Source organism: Actinomadura sp. 9N215 (assembly GCF_044326345.1).
In the GTDB taxonomy this organism is placed as follows: domain Bacteria; phylum Actinomycetota; class Actinomycetes; order Streptosporangiales; family Streptosporangiaceae; genus Spirillospora.
Genome location: NZ_JBIRBA010000026.1, coordinates 1 through 14,040 on the forward strand (window position 1 = coordinate 1; position 14,040 = coordinate 14,040).

Genomic DNA, 14,040 nt, shown 5'->3' on the forward strand with positions numbered 1-14,040 from the left:
GGAAGGGGGAGGTCGGGGACGGGGGCGGGGAGGTCGCCGGGGGGCTGGGCTTGATGGTGCGGTCGGGGTCGGGTTCGAGGTGGCGTTCGATTTGGGCGGAGGTGAGGCCCAGGCCGCCCAGGCGGAGGTCGTCCCAGCCCTGGAGGCGGTGGGTGGCGCGGCTGAAGTAGAGGACGGAGAGTTCGATGGGGGTGGGCTTCTCGTGTTCCAGGCCGCGGAGGCCGGCGCCGCCGGTGGAGCCCTGGACGAAGAGGCGGGTGCCGGTGGGGAGGAGTTTGGTGGAGCGGGTGTGGGCGTGGCCGGAGAGGATGAGGGGTGTCCGGCCGGTGAAGGCCTCGCCTTCGGCGGGGTCGTGGACGACGGCGATGTCCGGGGTGGTGCCGGAGGCGCGGAGCTTCTCGGCGAGGAGGAGGCCCTCGGCGCGCATCTGGTCGGCGCCGACGAAGTCGTCGCGGGTGCTCTTGTCGGGGGTGAAGCGGGGGTCGCCGACGCCGTAGACGCGCAGGCCCTTGACCTCGCGGGTGGCGCCGTCCAGGACGATGGCGTTCTTCTCGCGCTCGACGGCCTTCTGGGAGTTCCGGGAGTCGTGGTTGCCGCGGACGTAGACGTAGGGGACCTTCAGGTCGGAGATCTCGTCGGCGAACTTGTTCTCGGCCTTGCTGCCGTGGTCCATGAGGTCGCCGCTGTCGATGATGAGGTCGACCTTGAACTGGGTGGTGACGGACTTTATTACGTTCCACGCGGCGGGGTTGAGGTGGATGTCGGAGACGTGCAGGACGCGGAGGGTGGACGGGTCAGGCTCGTAGGTGGGGAGCGTCGAGGTGGTGGCGTACAGCTCGGAGACGTTGCCGACGAGGCGGGCGAGCTGGGCGCGGTAGGCGGAGAAGCGTTCGACGAGGCTGCGGGTGTCGCCGACGATCTGGGGCGCGTTGGCGAGCAGGCCGCTGTAGCGGGGTTCGGCGACCGACTGGGGGTTGAACGTCGCCCAGGTGAGGAGGGTGAGGGCGACGAGGCCGAGGGCGGCGGACGCGAGGCCGAGGAGGGCGCGGCGGAAGGAGCGGAAGAGGGCGAGACCGGCGACGAAGCCGGCGACGAGGGCGAGGACGACGGCGCGGACGAGCAGCTGGGTGACGCCGTGCGCGATCTGGTCGCCAATCTGGTTGGTGAGCCGGTCTATCTCGGTGTCGTTCTCGATGAGCTTCTGGGCCTGTTCGGGACGGACGTCGGTGAGGCTCGCCTGGAGGGAGACGGGGCCCCAGTGGGTGTCGAGCTGGAGGGAGCCGAGCGGCGGGAGTTCGAGGATCGTCCCGCCGTGGAGGGACGGGCGCAGGGACAGTTCGACGTCGGCGGGGCCGACGGGGGTGACGTAGCGTCCGCCGAGGAGGAGGCCCGCGTAGCCGGCGGCGAGGCCGATCGCGAGGACGAGGAGGAGGCGCGTCCAGCGGCTGGTGACGGCGGGGCGGACGCGGCTCGTGACGGGGGCGCAGAAGGCCCGGACGCGTTCGGCGGCCGGGGCGGCGCGGCGGCGGGCGCGGGCGCCGTACCGGCGGACCGCGCGGGTGGCGCGGGCGGGGTGGTGCCGGACGGCGCGCGCGGCGCGGGCGGTGTTGCGTCGGGTGGCGCGACCGGCGCGGGTAGTGTTGCGTCGGGTGGCGCGGCCGGCGCGGGCGGCGAATCCCCGGGCGGCGCGGGCGGCGCGGCGGCCCCGGGACGCGGTGGGTTCGGTCGACTCGGCGCGGACCTTGGGCACGGGTTCCCCTTCTGTCGAGCAGAATTGTCGGCGTGATGGAGTTGTCGCGCGATGAGTTCGAGGACCTGGTGGCCGAGGCCCTCGATACCATCCCACCCGAGCTGACCTCGCACATGCGCAACGTCGTGATCGTCGTCGAGGACGACGCGCCAGAGCGCGGACTTCTCGGCCTGTACCAAGGGGTACCCCTCACGGAACGGGGCGACTGGTACGGCGCCGTCCTGCCCGATCACATTTCGATCTACCGTAATGAGATTCTCGAAATTTGCGACACCCCGGACGACGTGGTGGAAGAGGTCAGGATCACCGTGGTGCATGAGATCGCGCACCATTTCGGGATCGACGACCGGAGACTGCACGAGCTCGGATACTGAGCCTTTCCCCGTACATGCCGGGTTCGGCAGACGAAAAGAGCCGGCCGACGCGAAGAATTGCGCACTGTAGGTCACATGAGCGCCACGCAGCGTGAGTTAATGGGAGGGCTGCCCAACACCGGGCGGGCTGAACTGGAGCGAGCGTGGCGGGAAGGCAGACCGGGCGGCATCGCCGTCCGCCGGAGGAGCAGGCGACCTACCGCGAGGTGTTCGCGGTGCGCGAGTTCCGTGCCCTCTGGCTGGCGCAGGCGCTGTCGTTCGTCGGCGACCAGCTGGCGCAGGTCGCGCTGGCCGTGCTCGTGTACGACCACACGAAGTCGGCGCTGCTGACCGCTTTGGTGTACGCGCTGACGTACATCCCGCCGATCGTGGGCGGGCCGGTGCTGTCCGGGCTGGCGGATCTGTTCCCGCGCCGCACCGTCATGATCGTCTCCGATGTGCTGCGGGCGGGACTGGTCGCGGTCATGGCGCTGGTGGCGATGCCGGTCGGCGCGCTGTCGGTGCTCGTGTTCCTGACCGTCCTGCTGGGGACGCCGTTCACCGCGGCGCGGGCGGCGCTGCTGCCGGACGTCCTGGAAGGCGACCGGTACGTGGCCGGGTCGGCGATCAACAACATCACGCACCAGGGCACGCAGATGCTCGGTTTCCTGGCGGGCGGCGCGATCGTCGCCGTCGTCGGGACGCGTGAGGCGCTCGCGCTGGACGCGCTGACCTTCGGGGCGTCCGCCGTGATCCTGATCGGCGGGCTGCGGCGGCGGACGGTGCCGAGGCGGCGGGAGCGCGACTCGTTCGGCCTGTGGCGCGGGACGCGGGACGGCATGCGGCTCGTGTTCGGCGACCCGGTGCTGCGCTCGCTGGTGCTGTTCGCGTGGCTGTGCGCGTTCTACGTGATCCCCGAGGGCCTCGCGGCGCCGTACGCGGCGACGTTCGGCGGCGGCGCGGTCACGGTCGGGCTGCTGCTGTCGGCGATGCCGACGGGGATGGTGATCGGCGCGTTCCTGTTCAGCCGGTTCGTCCGTCCGGCGAACCGGCTGCACGCGATGGGATGGATGTCGATGCTGGCCTGCCTGCCGCTGATCGGCGCCGGCCTGGATCCGCCGCTGTGGGGGGTGGTGGCGCTGTGGGCGGTGTCGGGCCTCGGCAGCGCCTACCAGCTCGCGGCCAACGCCGCGTTCGTGGCCGCGGTGCCGGCGTCGGGACGGGGACGGGCGTTCGGCCTGGCCCAGTCCGGCATCCTTGCCGGGCAGGGCGTCGGCATCCTGGTCGGTGGGGCCGCGGCGCAGGTGCTCGGGCCCGAGACGGTGGTGGCGCTCGCGGGCCTGCTCGGCCTGTCGGCCGCCGCGACGCTCACGCTCGGCTGGAACCAGATCCGCGGCGGCGTCATCACCGCCATGCGGGAGCGCGTCGAACCCGTCGTCGTCGCCACGCCGGCCGCGGACGACGACGAGCTGTCGGGCGTCAGCCGCTCCGCTCCCGCTCCTTAGCCCAGCCGCTCCGCTCCCGCTCCTTAGCCCGGCGGCTCCGCTCCCGCTGCTTAAGTCCAGCGGCTCCGCTCCCGCTGCTTAAGTCCAGCGGCTCCGCTCCCGCTCCTTAGCCCAGCTGCTCCGCTCCCGCTCCTTAGCCCAGCCGCTTCGCTCCCGCCCCTTAGGCCAGCGGCTCAGGTGGGGCCTGGGGGTGCGGCTCACGCGGTCTTGCGGGCGCGTTCAGGCGTGGGTGCGGGGCTTGTTGAAGGCGTCCTTCGTCTTCCTGACCGCGTCCTGGAAGGCCGGGGAGTCGCTCGCCTTCTTGACCATGTCCTCGGCGATCGCCTTGTCGGCGCCCTCCTCGGGGATCATCACCCAGCCGATCGCGTAGAGCGCGATCCCGGCGCCGCCGAAGACGGTGAAGACCGCCAGGGCGACCCTGATGATGTTGGCGTCGACGCCGAGGAAGCGGGCGGCGCCCGAGCAGACCCCGGCGAGGATCCGGTCGTCGCGGGTGCGCCGGAGCTTCTTCTCGGTGGTGGCGGCGGTGTCCTTGTTCATGTCCATGCCTCGATCATGCCCAGCGGAAGGTAACCCTGACATCCGGATTCGCCCTGATTCATCCCTGAACGCACCCCTGGCGGGTCAGGGTGCCGTCCCCGACGTACGCTCGTGGACGGGACGTCCCGCCCCCGGGACGCCCCGTCCAGGGGACGCCCCGTCCAGGGGACGCCCCGTCCAGGGGAAGGCCCGGACGCGTCTGTTAAGGAATGCTTGAACGCGCTGCGTAGGGTTATTCATTGGACGACCTGAGCGGCCTGGGCAACACTCCAGGCCAGAGCCTTGTACCAGAGCTGACAGTGCTACCAGAGGGAGCGGCATGAGAATCGGGATCGTCGGGGCCACCGGCCAGGTCGGGGGCGTGATGCGCGAGATCCTGGCCGAACGCGGATTCCCGGTCGACGAGCTGCGGCTGTTCGCCTCGGCGCGGTCGGCCGGGCGCAGGCTGCCGTGGAACGGCTCCGAGATCACGGTCGAGGACGCGGCGTCCGCCGACTACTCGGGCCTCGACATCGTCCTGTTCTCCGCCGGGAAGACCACGTCGAAGGAGCTGGCGCCGAAGGTCGCGGCCGCCGGCGCCGTCGTGATCGACAACTCGTCGGGCTGGCGGATGGACCCGGACGTCCCGCTCGTCGTCGCCGAGGTCAACCCGCATGCCGCGGCGCGCCGTCCCAAGGGGATCATCGCCAACCCGAACTGCACGACGATGGCCGCGATGCCGGTGCTGCGGCCTTTGCACGACGAGGCCGGGCTGACCGCGCTCGTCGTGTCGACCTACCAGGCGGTTTCGGGCAGCGGGCTCGCGGGCGTCGCGGAGCTGCATGATCAGGCGTCCAAGGTCGTCCAGAACGCGGACCGGCTGACGCATGACGGGTCGGCGGTGGAGTTTCCCGAGCCGTCCGTCTATGTGCGGCCGATCGCGTTCAACGTCCTGCCGATGGCCGGGTCGATCGTTGAGGACGGGCTCGCCGAGACCGACGAGGAGCAGAAGCTCCGCAACGAGAGCCGCAAGATCCTGGAGATCCCGGACCTGAAGGTGTCGGGCACCTGCGTCCGCGTCCCCGTTTTCACCGGGCATTCGCTGCAGGTGAACGCCCGGTTCGAGCGTCCGATGAGCCCGGAGCGGGCGAGTGAGCTGCTGGCGGGCGCGCCCGGCGTGCTGCTGTCGGACGTCCCGACCCCGCTCCAGGCCGCGGGCCAGGACCCGACCTACGTGGGCCGCATCCGCCGCGACGAGACCGTCGACAACGGCCTCGCCCTGTTCTGCTCCGGCGACAACCTCCGCAAGGGCGCGGCGCTGAACACCGTCCAGATCGCCGAGCTGGTCGCCGCCGAGTAACCACCGGGACGCCGAGCGGCCTGGGCGCTGAGTGACCCCGGCCGGGCGAGCGTCCGTCGGGTGGGCGGTGGGTCAGCTTGCGCGGCGGCCGCGGATCTCCAGGGAGTCGAGGAGAGCGGCGGTGCTCTGGGCGATCTCCTCGACGGCCCGGTCGAACGCCTCGGCGTTGTGGGACGCGGGCGCGCGGAACCCGGAGATCTTGCGGACGTACTGGAGCGCTGCCGCCCGGACGTCCTGGTCGGTGACGTCGTCGGCGAAGGGCGGGCGAAGAGTCTTGATACTGCGACACATACTCCCATTGTGACCTGTGGGACCGACATCCCACTCCAGAGGGACCGGCCGGACGTCCAGAGGGACCGGCCGGACGGGTTAAGGGCCCCGGGCCCTCGTCCGGCGGAACGGCCGGACGAGGGCGCCTGGGGCCCGGCGGGGGGCGGGGCCCCGTCTGAGCGGCGGCGGTGCGCGGGCCGGGTAGAGATCCGTCCTGCGCGAGCCGCCTTAGGTCAGCCCTGGGAGTAAAGCGGGCTGTCCAAAATTGGACCGTGGCGACGGGTCAGGTGTCAACGGATCCATCTGCCACTGGATTTTCAACATCGCTGAACGGGGCCGTCGAAAATCCTGAAAAGGGCTACTGAGCTGTGTGAATGCGACCTCTCACTTGGTGATCTTGATGTTGTCCGGGCCGGACTCGACGAGGCTCGCGCCGCCCGCGTCCGCGGCCTCGACGACGAGTCGGACCTTCTGCCCGGCATAAGCGGAGACGTCCGCCGTCTGCGTCCGTCAGGCGGCCGCCCGGTTCGCCGCGGCGCGCGGCTCGTCCAGGACCTGGGTGCCGCCGGCCAGCGTCCAGACGGTGTAGGCGATGGCGTCGGCGTTGCGGTCGAGCGCCGGGTCGTTGATGTTGGTCGTGGTGTCGCAGCGCGCGTGGTAGCACCGGTCGTACGCGACGCCCGCCTGGCCGCCCCACTTCTGCGCCTGCGCGGACGTCTTGCGCCCCTCGGCGCCGGTGAACAGGCCGCCGGCGGCGATCCCGTAGTCGATGAACGGGCCGTAGTCGGAGCGTCCGTCGAACGCGGTGTCCTCGACGGGCACGTTGATCGTGGCGAAGTGCGCGCGGAGCACCCGCTCGATCTCGGCGGATCCGGCGGGGCCGCCGCCTCCGCTGGACCCGTCGCCGTCGTAGGCGAAGTAGCCGGGGTTGGGCGAGCCGACCATGTCGAAGTTCAGATAGCCCTTGATCTTCGACCGTTCGGCGGACGGCAGGGTTTCGACGTAGTGCGTCGACCCGATGAGGCCGAGCTCCTCGGCGCCCCACCAGCCGAACCGCAGGTGCCGGGCGGGCTTGTAGCCCTCGCGGGCGACGGCGAGCGCGACCTCCAGGTTCGCGGCGGAGCCGGAGCCGTTGTCGTTGATGCCGGGGCCCGCGGTGACGCTGTCGAGGTGCGCGCCGACCATCAGCGTGTTGTTGACGTCGCCGCCCGGCCAGTCGGCGATCAGGTTGTAGCCGGTGGCGCCGTTGTAGCTGAACGACTGGACGGCCGTCTGGAACCCGGCCGCGTCCAGCTTGCCCTTCACGAAGTCGATGGACGCCCGGAAGCCGGGACGGCCGTGCGCGCGGTTCCCGCCGTTGCTCGTCGCGATCGTCTGCAACTGCGATAGGTGCGCCTTGACGTTCGCGAGCGGGATGTCGGGAGCGGCCGCGCGCACCGCCGGTGCCGCGACCGAGGACGTTGTCGCGGCCGAGGATGTTGTCGCGGGCGGGGACGCCGACGCGGACGCGCCGGGCAGCAGGGCGGAGAGGGCCAGGGCGGCCGCCCCCACGGTCGCCATAGTGCGCGATCTCATGAGTGTTTCCTCCCAGAGAGAAGGGAAGCGGCCCGCGGCGGAGGAGCGGGCTCCGCCACAGGCCGCGAGTCGGGGGCGCGCGGCGGAGGAGCGGGCTCCGCCGCGCGCGGTGGGTATGGGGCGGTCAGGCCGTCAGGAACAGGCGGGCTCGCCGGACTGCGCCGGGACGTTGACGCCGCTCCAGGCCGCCTTCACCGAGGTGCACTCGGCCGTGGAACCGGGGAACAGCTCCACCGCCGCCTTGACGGTCTCCAGGCGCGCCCGAGCGTGGCTCCAGGCGGAGACCTTGCGGTTGAGGCCCTCCATGAAGACCTTTCCGGCCTTCTGGACGCCGATGCCGGTGACGGACGAGTTGTCGCACGTCGTGGTGCTCGGCTGTCCGCCCGTCCCCACGGCCAGCAGGACGAACCAGTGGTTCTGCGGGCCCGCGCCCGCGTGCACCTCGGTGCGCGGGATCGAGGACGAGTAGCAGTTCGGGTGGTTCAGCGCCTGCGGGTTGTACATGTTGCGGATCGGGCCGGCGCCGACCAGGTCGACCTCCTCGCCGACCAGGTAGTCCGGCGGGTCGAGGTTCGCGGGCTCGTTGATGAAGAACTCGGTCAGCGTGCCGAAGATGTCGCCGGCCGACTCGTTCATCCCGCCCTTCTCGTTGCCGTTGCCGCCGCTGGAGCCGCCGGGCGTGGTCTGGAAGATCGCGTGGCCGTTCTCGTGGCCGACGACGTCCGTCGAGGTCGCCTGCTTGCTGCCGGACGAGTTGCGGCCGTAGTTGGTGTAGCTGCCGTTCCAGAACGCGTTGGCCTGGTTCAGCCCGACGCGCATCGGGAAGCCGCCGCCGCTCCCGTTGATGCCGTTGCGGCCGAGCCACTCCTTCAGCATGTCCCATTCCTTCTGGGCCGCGTACATGGCGTCGACGCAGGCGGTCTCCAGATCGGTGCCGGTGCCGTTGCCCCAGGCGGCGTCGCCGGTGAAGGCCTGGCCGTTCTGGCCGCCGCACCGGACACCGGTGCGCTGCGGGTCCGTCATCGACGAGGCCGCGGTGCTGATGTCGACGGTGCCGTGGTAGAAGCTGCGGTCGTCGGCCGCGTCGCGGACCTCGTCGAACGTCTTGACGACCTTGCCGGTCCTGGCGTCGACGTACACGTGCAGCTTCGTCGGGGCCTTCTTGTGGACGCCGCTGACGACGGTCTCGTAGACGAGGCGTCCGGTGCCCTCGGCCAGCACCATCAGGCGCGGCGCGGAGGCGCTCTCGATCTTGGACACCCGGGCGCGGGAGGTCTTCGCGGCCTGCGCCGCCGAGATCTTCGCGGTCGTGGCGACGTCGAGCTTCGCGGTCTGGCCGACGGAGGTGCTCGTCACCTGGCCGCCGGCGGTGGTGGTGACGACGAAGTCGCCGCCCTCGACGGGCAGGCCCGCGTAGGTCCGCTCGTACGTGACGTGCTGCAGGCCGTGCAGACCGGCGAAGGCGCCGGTGCGGACGATCCTGTCCGCGGGGGCCTTCTTGAACGCGGCGGGCTGCGCCGCGACCAACTGGTCGGCCGAGGCGGCGGCGAGGGCGCGGGGGTCGGGCTTGGCGGGGGCGGTGCGGGTGGTCGCGCCTGTGGCGGGGGCGGACAACGCCACGGCGAGGCCGACGGACATCGCCGCCGCCCCGATCGCGGTCTGGTGTCTCACGGGGGTGCTCCTTCCACGTGCCGGGCATGGCGCGGCCGCGGAGCTCCTTGTGGGAGCGCGCTCCGCGAGGGCCGCCACCCGTCCGGCGGGCTTTGGGATGGGGACTCATCCGGATGAGCTGTCCCGAAGTGCACTCCTAGTCGCCAAAAAGGTCAACAAATCCATTTGGTACTGGATTTTCAATCTTCGGGGCGTTGTTAAGTGAAAGCTCGATATCCGCGCCCTGAGCTGCGCCGACGGCCTCGCCGACAGCGTCGCGGACGGCTCGCTGGCGTCCCCGAGGTCGGGGTTGCGGACGGGCTCGCGGGCGCGCGCGCGGGCTGGGTTGCGGGCGGGCTCGCGGGTGGGGTTGCGGGCGTGCGCGAGGACGGGGGCGCGGGCGGGGTCGCGAATGGGCTCGCGGGTGTGCGCGCGGACGGGCTCACGGACGGCGTCGCGGACGGGCTCGCGGGCGGCTCGCGAGCGTGCGCGCGGACGGCTTGCGGACGGGGGCGCGGGCGGGGTTGCGGGCGTGGGCGAGGGCGGTCACCGGCCGGGGTCAGGGGGCGATGGCGCGGCAGAGCCAGGTGAGGGCGAGCGGATAGCGGTAGTCGATGCCGCCGTGCGTGGCGTCGAACAGCTCGAAGTGGATCACGTCCTCGGCCACTCCGGCGTCGAGGAGGGCTTGGCGGAAGGCCTGCGCGCCGACGTCCAGGAACCATTCGTCGCGCGTCCCGCCGTCGATCCAGATCGCGCGCTGCGAGCGCATCGCCTCGGCGTACTCGGGCACCATGCGCACCGGGTCCCACGCCAGCCAGCGCTCCCAGACGTCCTGCCGGAGCACGCCGGTGACCGGGTCGAACGGCAGCTCGGGCGTGCCGTCGTCGCGCGCGGAGTAGCACTGCGCCATGGCGAGGATTTCGAGCAATTCGTTGTCCTCGGGCTTGGTGTAGGAGGCGCGGCCCTGGAAGTCGTCCCACCAGCGCCAGATGTCGCCGTCGTACTTGCGCAGATGCCGGACGCACTTGGGGAAATCGAGCAGGTAGGCGTACTCGAACAGCGCGTCGCCCGCATGTGTCGCGAGCGCGCCGAACAGGTCGGGACGCAGCATCGGCGTGATCATCGCGCCGTAGCCGCCGCTGGACTTGCCGCTGATCGCGCGGTGCTGCGGGGCGTCCAGCGTCCGGTAGTGCGCGTCCACCCACGGGACGATCTCGTCGCAGATGTAGGAGTGGTAGCGGCCCGTGCCGGGCGAGTCGACGTACTGGCTGCCGCCGTGCTTCGTCCACGCGTCCACGAACACCATGATCGCGGGCGGGGCCTCGCCGGACGCGAACACCGCGTCCGCCGTCTCCGGGAACGGCTGCCGGTACGGCATCCGGTTGCGCCACATCTCGATGTGCCCGGTGAACCCCAGGATCACGTACACGCTGGGGTAGCGGCGCTCCGGCTCGTCGTCGTAGCCCGGCGGGACGTACACCAGGAGGGGCCGCTCGTACGGGTCGTCCAGCGGGTTGCCGCGCAGCAACTCGCTGCGGACGACGTGCTCGTCCAGGCGTCCGGCGAGCTCCGTTGACCACGGCAGCATGGCGCACCCCACTCCTCGTCGCGGCGACTGATCGTTTCGACGTTAGCCCAGCCACCGGTGCGGCGGAAATGTCCGGGGTGGATGTCACACTCAGCCGGTCTGTCTAGTCCATTCAGTGATGGGAAAGGAGACAGATATGACCGATCACGCCGCCGTACTCCGTGACCTGCATCGCCCGGGCGATCCGCTGCTGCTCCCGAACGTGTGGGACGCGGCGAGCGCCACCACCGTCCAGGAGGCGGGGTTCCCGGCGCTCGCCACGGCGAGCGCCGCCGTGTCCGCGATGCTCGGCTATCCCGACCACGAGGGCGCGCCCGCCGAGGAGATGTTCGCCGCCGCCGGACGCGTGATCCGCGCCGCGACCGTCCCCGTCACCGTGGACGCCGAGGCCGGGTACGGGCTGCCGCCGGGCGAGCTCGTCGAGCGGCTGCTCGCCATCGGCGCCGCCGGCTGCAACCTGGAGGACACCTACGCCGGGAAGCTCGCGGAGCCGGAGCAGCAGGCCGAGTTCCTCGCCGCCGTCCGGGCCGCCGCCGGCGACGCGCTGGTGATCAACGCGCGGGTCGACACGTTCGTCGCCAAGGCGCCCGACCCGGTCGACGCCGCGATCGCCCGAGGCCGCCTGTACTTCGAGGCGGGCGCCGACTGCGTGTACCCGATCACCGCGCCGCTGGACGCCGTCCCTGCCCTGGTCAAGGGCCTGCCGGGTCCGATCAACGCGAACAACATGCCCGGCTCGTCCCTCGCCGACCTCGCCGCCGCCGGGGTCGCCCGCGTCTCCTACGGCCCGATGCCGTACCTCCGGGCCCTGGACGCCCTGAAGGAGTTCGCGGGCCGCGTCAAGGCGGGGGAAAACCCCTACGCCTGACCCCGGCCGCGAGGGCGCTCGCTCCCGGGCACCCTCGCGACCGCGGCGGGACGATTCCCGCCGAGGCGATTCCCGTGGACGTGATGACCGTGGACGTGATGAGCGTCGAGGCGATGAGCGTCGAGGCGACGGCCGTCGAAGTGATGGCAGTCGAGGCGATGACCGTCGAGGACTGTCGAAGTGATAGCCGTCGAGGCGATGGCCGTCGGGGGCTAGCGGCGGACGGGGTATCGCAGGTGGACGGCACGGTGGCCCTGGACGACGATCGGGTCTTCGAGGAGCTGGTGGCCCTGTTCCAGCTTCCCGAAGTAGGGGATTCCCTCGCCGAACAGCACCGGCACGAGGCTGACGCACACCTCGTCGACCAGGCCGAGGGAGAGCGCCTGCTGGGTGATCGTCGTGCTCGCGATGGTGACGTCCTGGTCGCCGGCGATCTGCTTGGCCTGGGCGACCGCGGCTTCGACTCCGTCGACGAACGTCGTCCGCGGCCACTTTTTGGCGGCGTCCTCGGGCGGGCGATGGGTGACCACGACGACGGGCGCGCCCACCGGGTGGTTGTCGCCCCAGCCGTCGGTGATGTCGAACAGGCGCCGGCCGGAGATGAGGGCGCCGCAGTTCTCGGTCAGCTCTCGCAGCACTCCCGCGCTCGCCTCATCGACTCGGAGTGAGATGTCCTCGTTGGCGCTCTCCACTTCGACGTCTCCGCCTCCGTACCATTCGAACAGCTCCCCGATCTGGTCGTCCGGCTCCGCGATGAACCCGTCGAGGGACATCGTCATGTGCGTGAACACCTTGCCCATCGTGAACCTCCTTGTTTGTGGCTGGTCCCGTACTGACCAGCCACTACCGCGAAATTCATCGAAGCCGGACGGGGTGGCGGGACGGACGGTCAGGGGCGCGGGTCGGCGGGCGGTGCGGGGTCGTCGTCCGGGGACGGCTGGGTGACCAGCTCGAAGTCGCCCTCGTGGCGCTCGCTGCCGGAGACGACCGCGTCCTCCAGGACCTCGGCGCCCTTGGTCTGCCGGCGCATCATCGGGTCGTCGCGGACGTCCTTGGCCAGCGAGAAGCAGAGCAGGATCAGCACGATCGCGAACGGCAGCGCGCCGATGAACGTGATGTTCTGGATGCCGTTCAGCGCCTTGTCCCCGCCGATCACCAGCATGATCGCGGCGACGCCGCCGGTCATCGCGCCCCAGAAGATGACGACCCAGCGGGCCGGTGAGGTCGAGCCGCGCTGCGACAGCGTGCCCATGACGATCGACGCCGCGTCCGCGCCCGACACGAAGAAGATCGCCACCAGGACCATCACCACGATCGCGGTGAGCAGTTCCCACGGCAGGTTGCCGAGGACGTTGAAGGTGATCTGCTCCTCGGAGCCGTCCCCGAACGGGTTCAGGCCGTCGCGCTGCTGGTGGATCGCCGTCCCGCCGAAGATCGCGAACCAGACCAGGCTGACCACGCTCGGCACGAGGATCACACCGGCGACGAACTGGCGGATGGTGCGGCCGCGGCTGATCCGGGCGAGGAACAGGCCGACGAACGGGGACCACGAGATCCACCACGCCCAGTAGAAGATCGTCCAGTCGGCGAGGTAGTCCTGCATCGGCTTGCCGCCGGTGGCGCCCGACCGCGACGCCATCTCGCCGAAGTCGCGGATGTACACGCCGAGTGACGTGGGCAGCAGCTCAAGGACGAACACCGTCGGGCCGACGACGAACACGAAGAATGCCAGGACGGCCGCCAGCACCATGTTGATGTTGGACAGCCACTGGATGCCGCGCGCGATGCCGGACACCGCCGACAGGATGAAGCAGATCGTCAGCACCACGATGATCAGCACCAGGACCGTCTTGCCGAGCGTGTCGATCCAGCCCGCCTCCTGCATCCCGGTGCGGATCTGCAGGGCGCCGATGCCGAGCGACGCCGCCGAGCCGAACAGCGTGGCGAACAGGGCGAGGATGTCGATGAGCCGGCCGACCGGGCCCGCGCCGTGCCGTCCGATCAGCGGCATGAACGCGGCGCTGATCAGCTGGCTGCGGCCGCGGCGGTAGTGCCCGTACCCGATCGCCAGCCCGAGGACCGCGTAGATCGACCACGGGTGCAGCGTCCAGTGGAACATCGTGGTGGCCATCGCCGCCTCGATCGCCGGCTCGCTCTGCGGCGCGTCGGTGCCCGGCGGCGGCTCGACGTAGTGCGTGAGGGGCTCCGCGACGCCGAAGAACATCAGCCCGATGCCCATGCCCGCGCTGAACATCATCGCGATCCAGGAGACGGTCCTGAACTCCGGCTCCTCGTCCTCCTGGCCGAGCGGGATCTTGCCGTACCTGCTCAGCGCCAGCCACAACGAGAAGATCACGAACCCGGTGGCGGCGAGGACGAAGAGCCAGCCCAGGTTCGCGAGGAGCCAGTCCAGGACGGACTGCGCCGTGGAGCTGAGGTTGTCCGTCCACGCCGCGCCCCAGATCACGAACGCCATGGACAGGCCCGCGGTCACGCCGTAGACGATCCAGTCGGTGCGCGCCCGTCCCTCCTTCTGGAGGGACACGGAGGAACCGCCGGGTTCGTCGTCCCGTCCGCCGGAGTCGCTCTTGAGGGTCTTCAT

Annotated in this window: 12 protein-coding genes; 4 read left to right on the forward strand and 8 right to left on the reverse strand. The window is 71.0% G+C overall.

Annotation, left to right across the window (positions count from 1 at the left end; translation table 11 throughout):
- Positions 1–1,750 (reverse strand): metallophosphoesterase (locus ACH34T_RS33695; protein WP_396025003.1); only part of this gene is annotated, 1,750 nt, incomplete at its 3' end.
- Between the two features lie 32 nt (positions 1,751–1,782).
- Between ACH34T_RS33695 and ACH34T_RS33700 the strand changes: the two genes are divergently transcribed.
- Together ACH34T_RS33700 and ACH34T_RS33705 are read left to right on the forward strand one after the other, a co-directional pair.
- Positions 1,783–2,124, forward strand: a complete 342-nt coding sequence (locus ACH34T_RS33700) for a metallopeptidase family protein (protein ID WP_396025004.1) — start codon at positions 1,783–1,785, stop codon at positions 2,122–2,124.
- 143 nt (positions 2,125–2,267) lie between these two features.
- Positions 2,268–3,608 carry an MFS transporter gene (locus tag ACH34T_RS33705; protein ID WP_396025005.1) on the forward strand — a complete coding sequence of 447 codons (1,341 nt, stop codon included), beginning with the start codon at positions 2,268–2,270 and terminating at the stop codon, positions 3,606–3,608.
- A 219-nt stretch (positions 3,609–3,827) separates the two neighbouring features.
- Here the strand turns inward: ACH34T_RS33705 and ACH34T_RS33710 are convergent, their stop codons facing one another.
- Positions 3,828–4,154, reverse strand: a complete 327-nt coding sequence (locus ACH34T_RS33710) for a PspC domain-containing protein (protein WP_396025006.1) — start codon at positions 4,152–4,154, stop codon at positions 3,828–3,830.
- A gap of 313 nt (positions 4,155–4,467) precedes the next feature.
- On the opposite strand from ACH34T_RS33710, the gene ACH34T_RS33715 reads away from it, so the two are divergent.
- Positions 4,468–5,487 (forward strand): aspartate-semialdehyde dehydrogenase, encoded by a 1,020-nt coding sequence (locus ACH34T_RS33715; RefSeq protein ID WP_396025007.1) that lies wholly within the window; start codon positions 4,468–4,470, stop codon positions 5,485–5,487.
- A gap of 72 nt (positions 5,488–5,559) precedes the next feature.
- On the opposite strand, the gene ACH34T_RS33720 is transcribed toward ACH34T_RS33715, so the two are convergent.
- The 4 genes from ACH34T_RS33720 to ACH34T_RS33735 all read right to left on the reverse strand — a co-directional run bounded on the left by ACH34T_RS33720 (position 5,560) and on the right by ACH34T_RS33735 (position 10,570).
- Positions 5,560–5,778: a DUF2277 domain-containing protein gene (locus ACH34T_RS33720; protein WP_396025008.1), complete on the reverse strand. Its 219-nt coding sequence runs from the start codon at positions 5,776–5,778 to the stop codon at positions 5,560–5,562.
- Between the two features lie 489 nt (positions 5,779–6,267).
- Positions 6,268–7,332 (reverse strand): M28 family metallopeptidase, encoded by a 1,065-nt coding sequence (locus tag ACH34T_RS33725; protein ID WP_396025009.1) that lies wholly within the window; start codon positions 7,330–7,332, stop codon positions 6,268–6,270.
- 132 nt (positions 7,333–7,464) lie between these two features.
- A complete protein-coding gene (locus ACH34T_RS33730) occupies positions 7,465–9,003 on the reverse strand; it encodes a M4 family metallopeptidase (protein WP_396025010.1) in 1,539 nt (512 codons plus the stop codon).
- 538 nt (positions 9,004–9,541) lie between these two features.
- Positions 9,542–10,570: an alpha/beta hydrolase-fold protein gene (locus tag ACH34T_RS33735; RefSeq protein ID WP_396025011.1), complete on the reverse strand. Its 1,029-nt coding sequence runs from the start codon at positions 10,568–10,570 to the stop codon at positions 9,542–9,544.
- A gap of 136 nt (positions 10,571–10,706) precedes the next feature.
- Between ACH34T_RS33735 and ACH34T_RS33740 the strand changes: the two genes are divergently transcribed.
- Entirely contained in the window at positions 10,707–11,438 is a 732-nt protein-coding gene (locus ACH34T_RS33740; RefSeq protein WP_396025012.1) for an isocitrate lyase/phosphoenolpyruvate mutase family protein, read from the forward strand.
- Positions 11,439–11,650: 212 nt separating this feature from the next.
- Here the strand turns inward: ACH34T_RS33740 and ACH34T_RS33745 are convergent, their stop codons facing one another.
- Positions 11,651–12,238 (reverse strand): dihydrofolate reductase family protein, encoded by a 588-nt coding sequence (locus tag ACH34T_RS33745; RefSeq protein ID WP_396025013.1) that lies wholly within the window; start codon positions 12,236–12,238, stop codon positions 11,651–11,653.
- Positions 12,239–12,327: 89 nt separating this feature from the next.
- Positions 12,328–14,040 (reverse strand): BCCT family transporter, encoded by a 1,713-nt coding sequence (locus ACH34T_RS33750; protein ID WP_396025014.1) that lies wholly within the window; start codon positions 14,038–14,040, stop codon positions 12,328–12,330.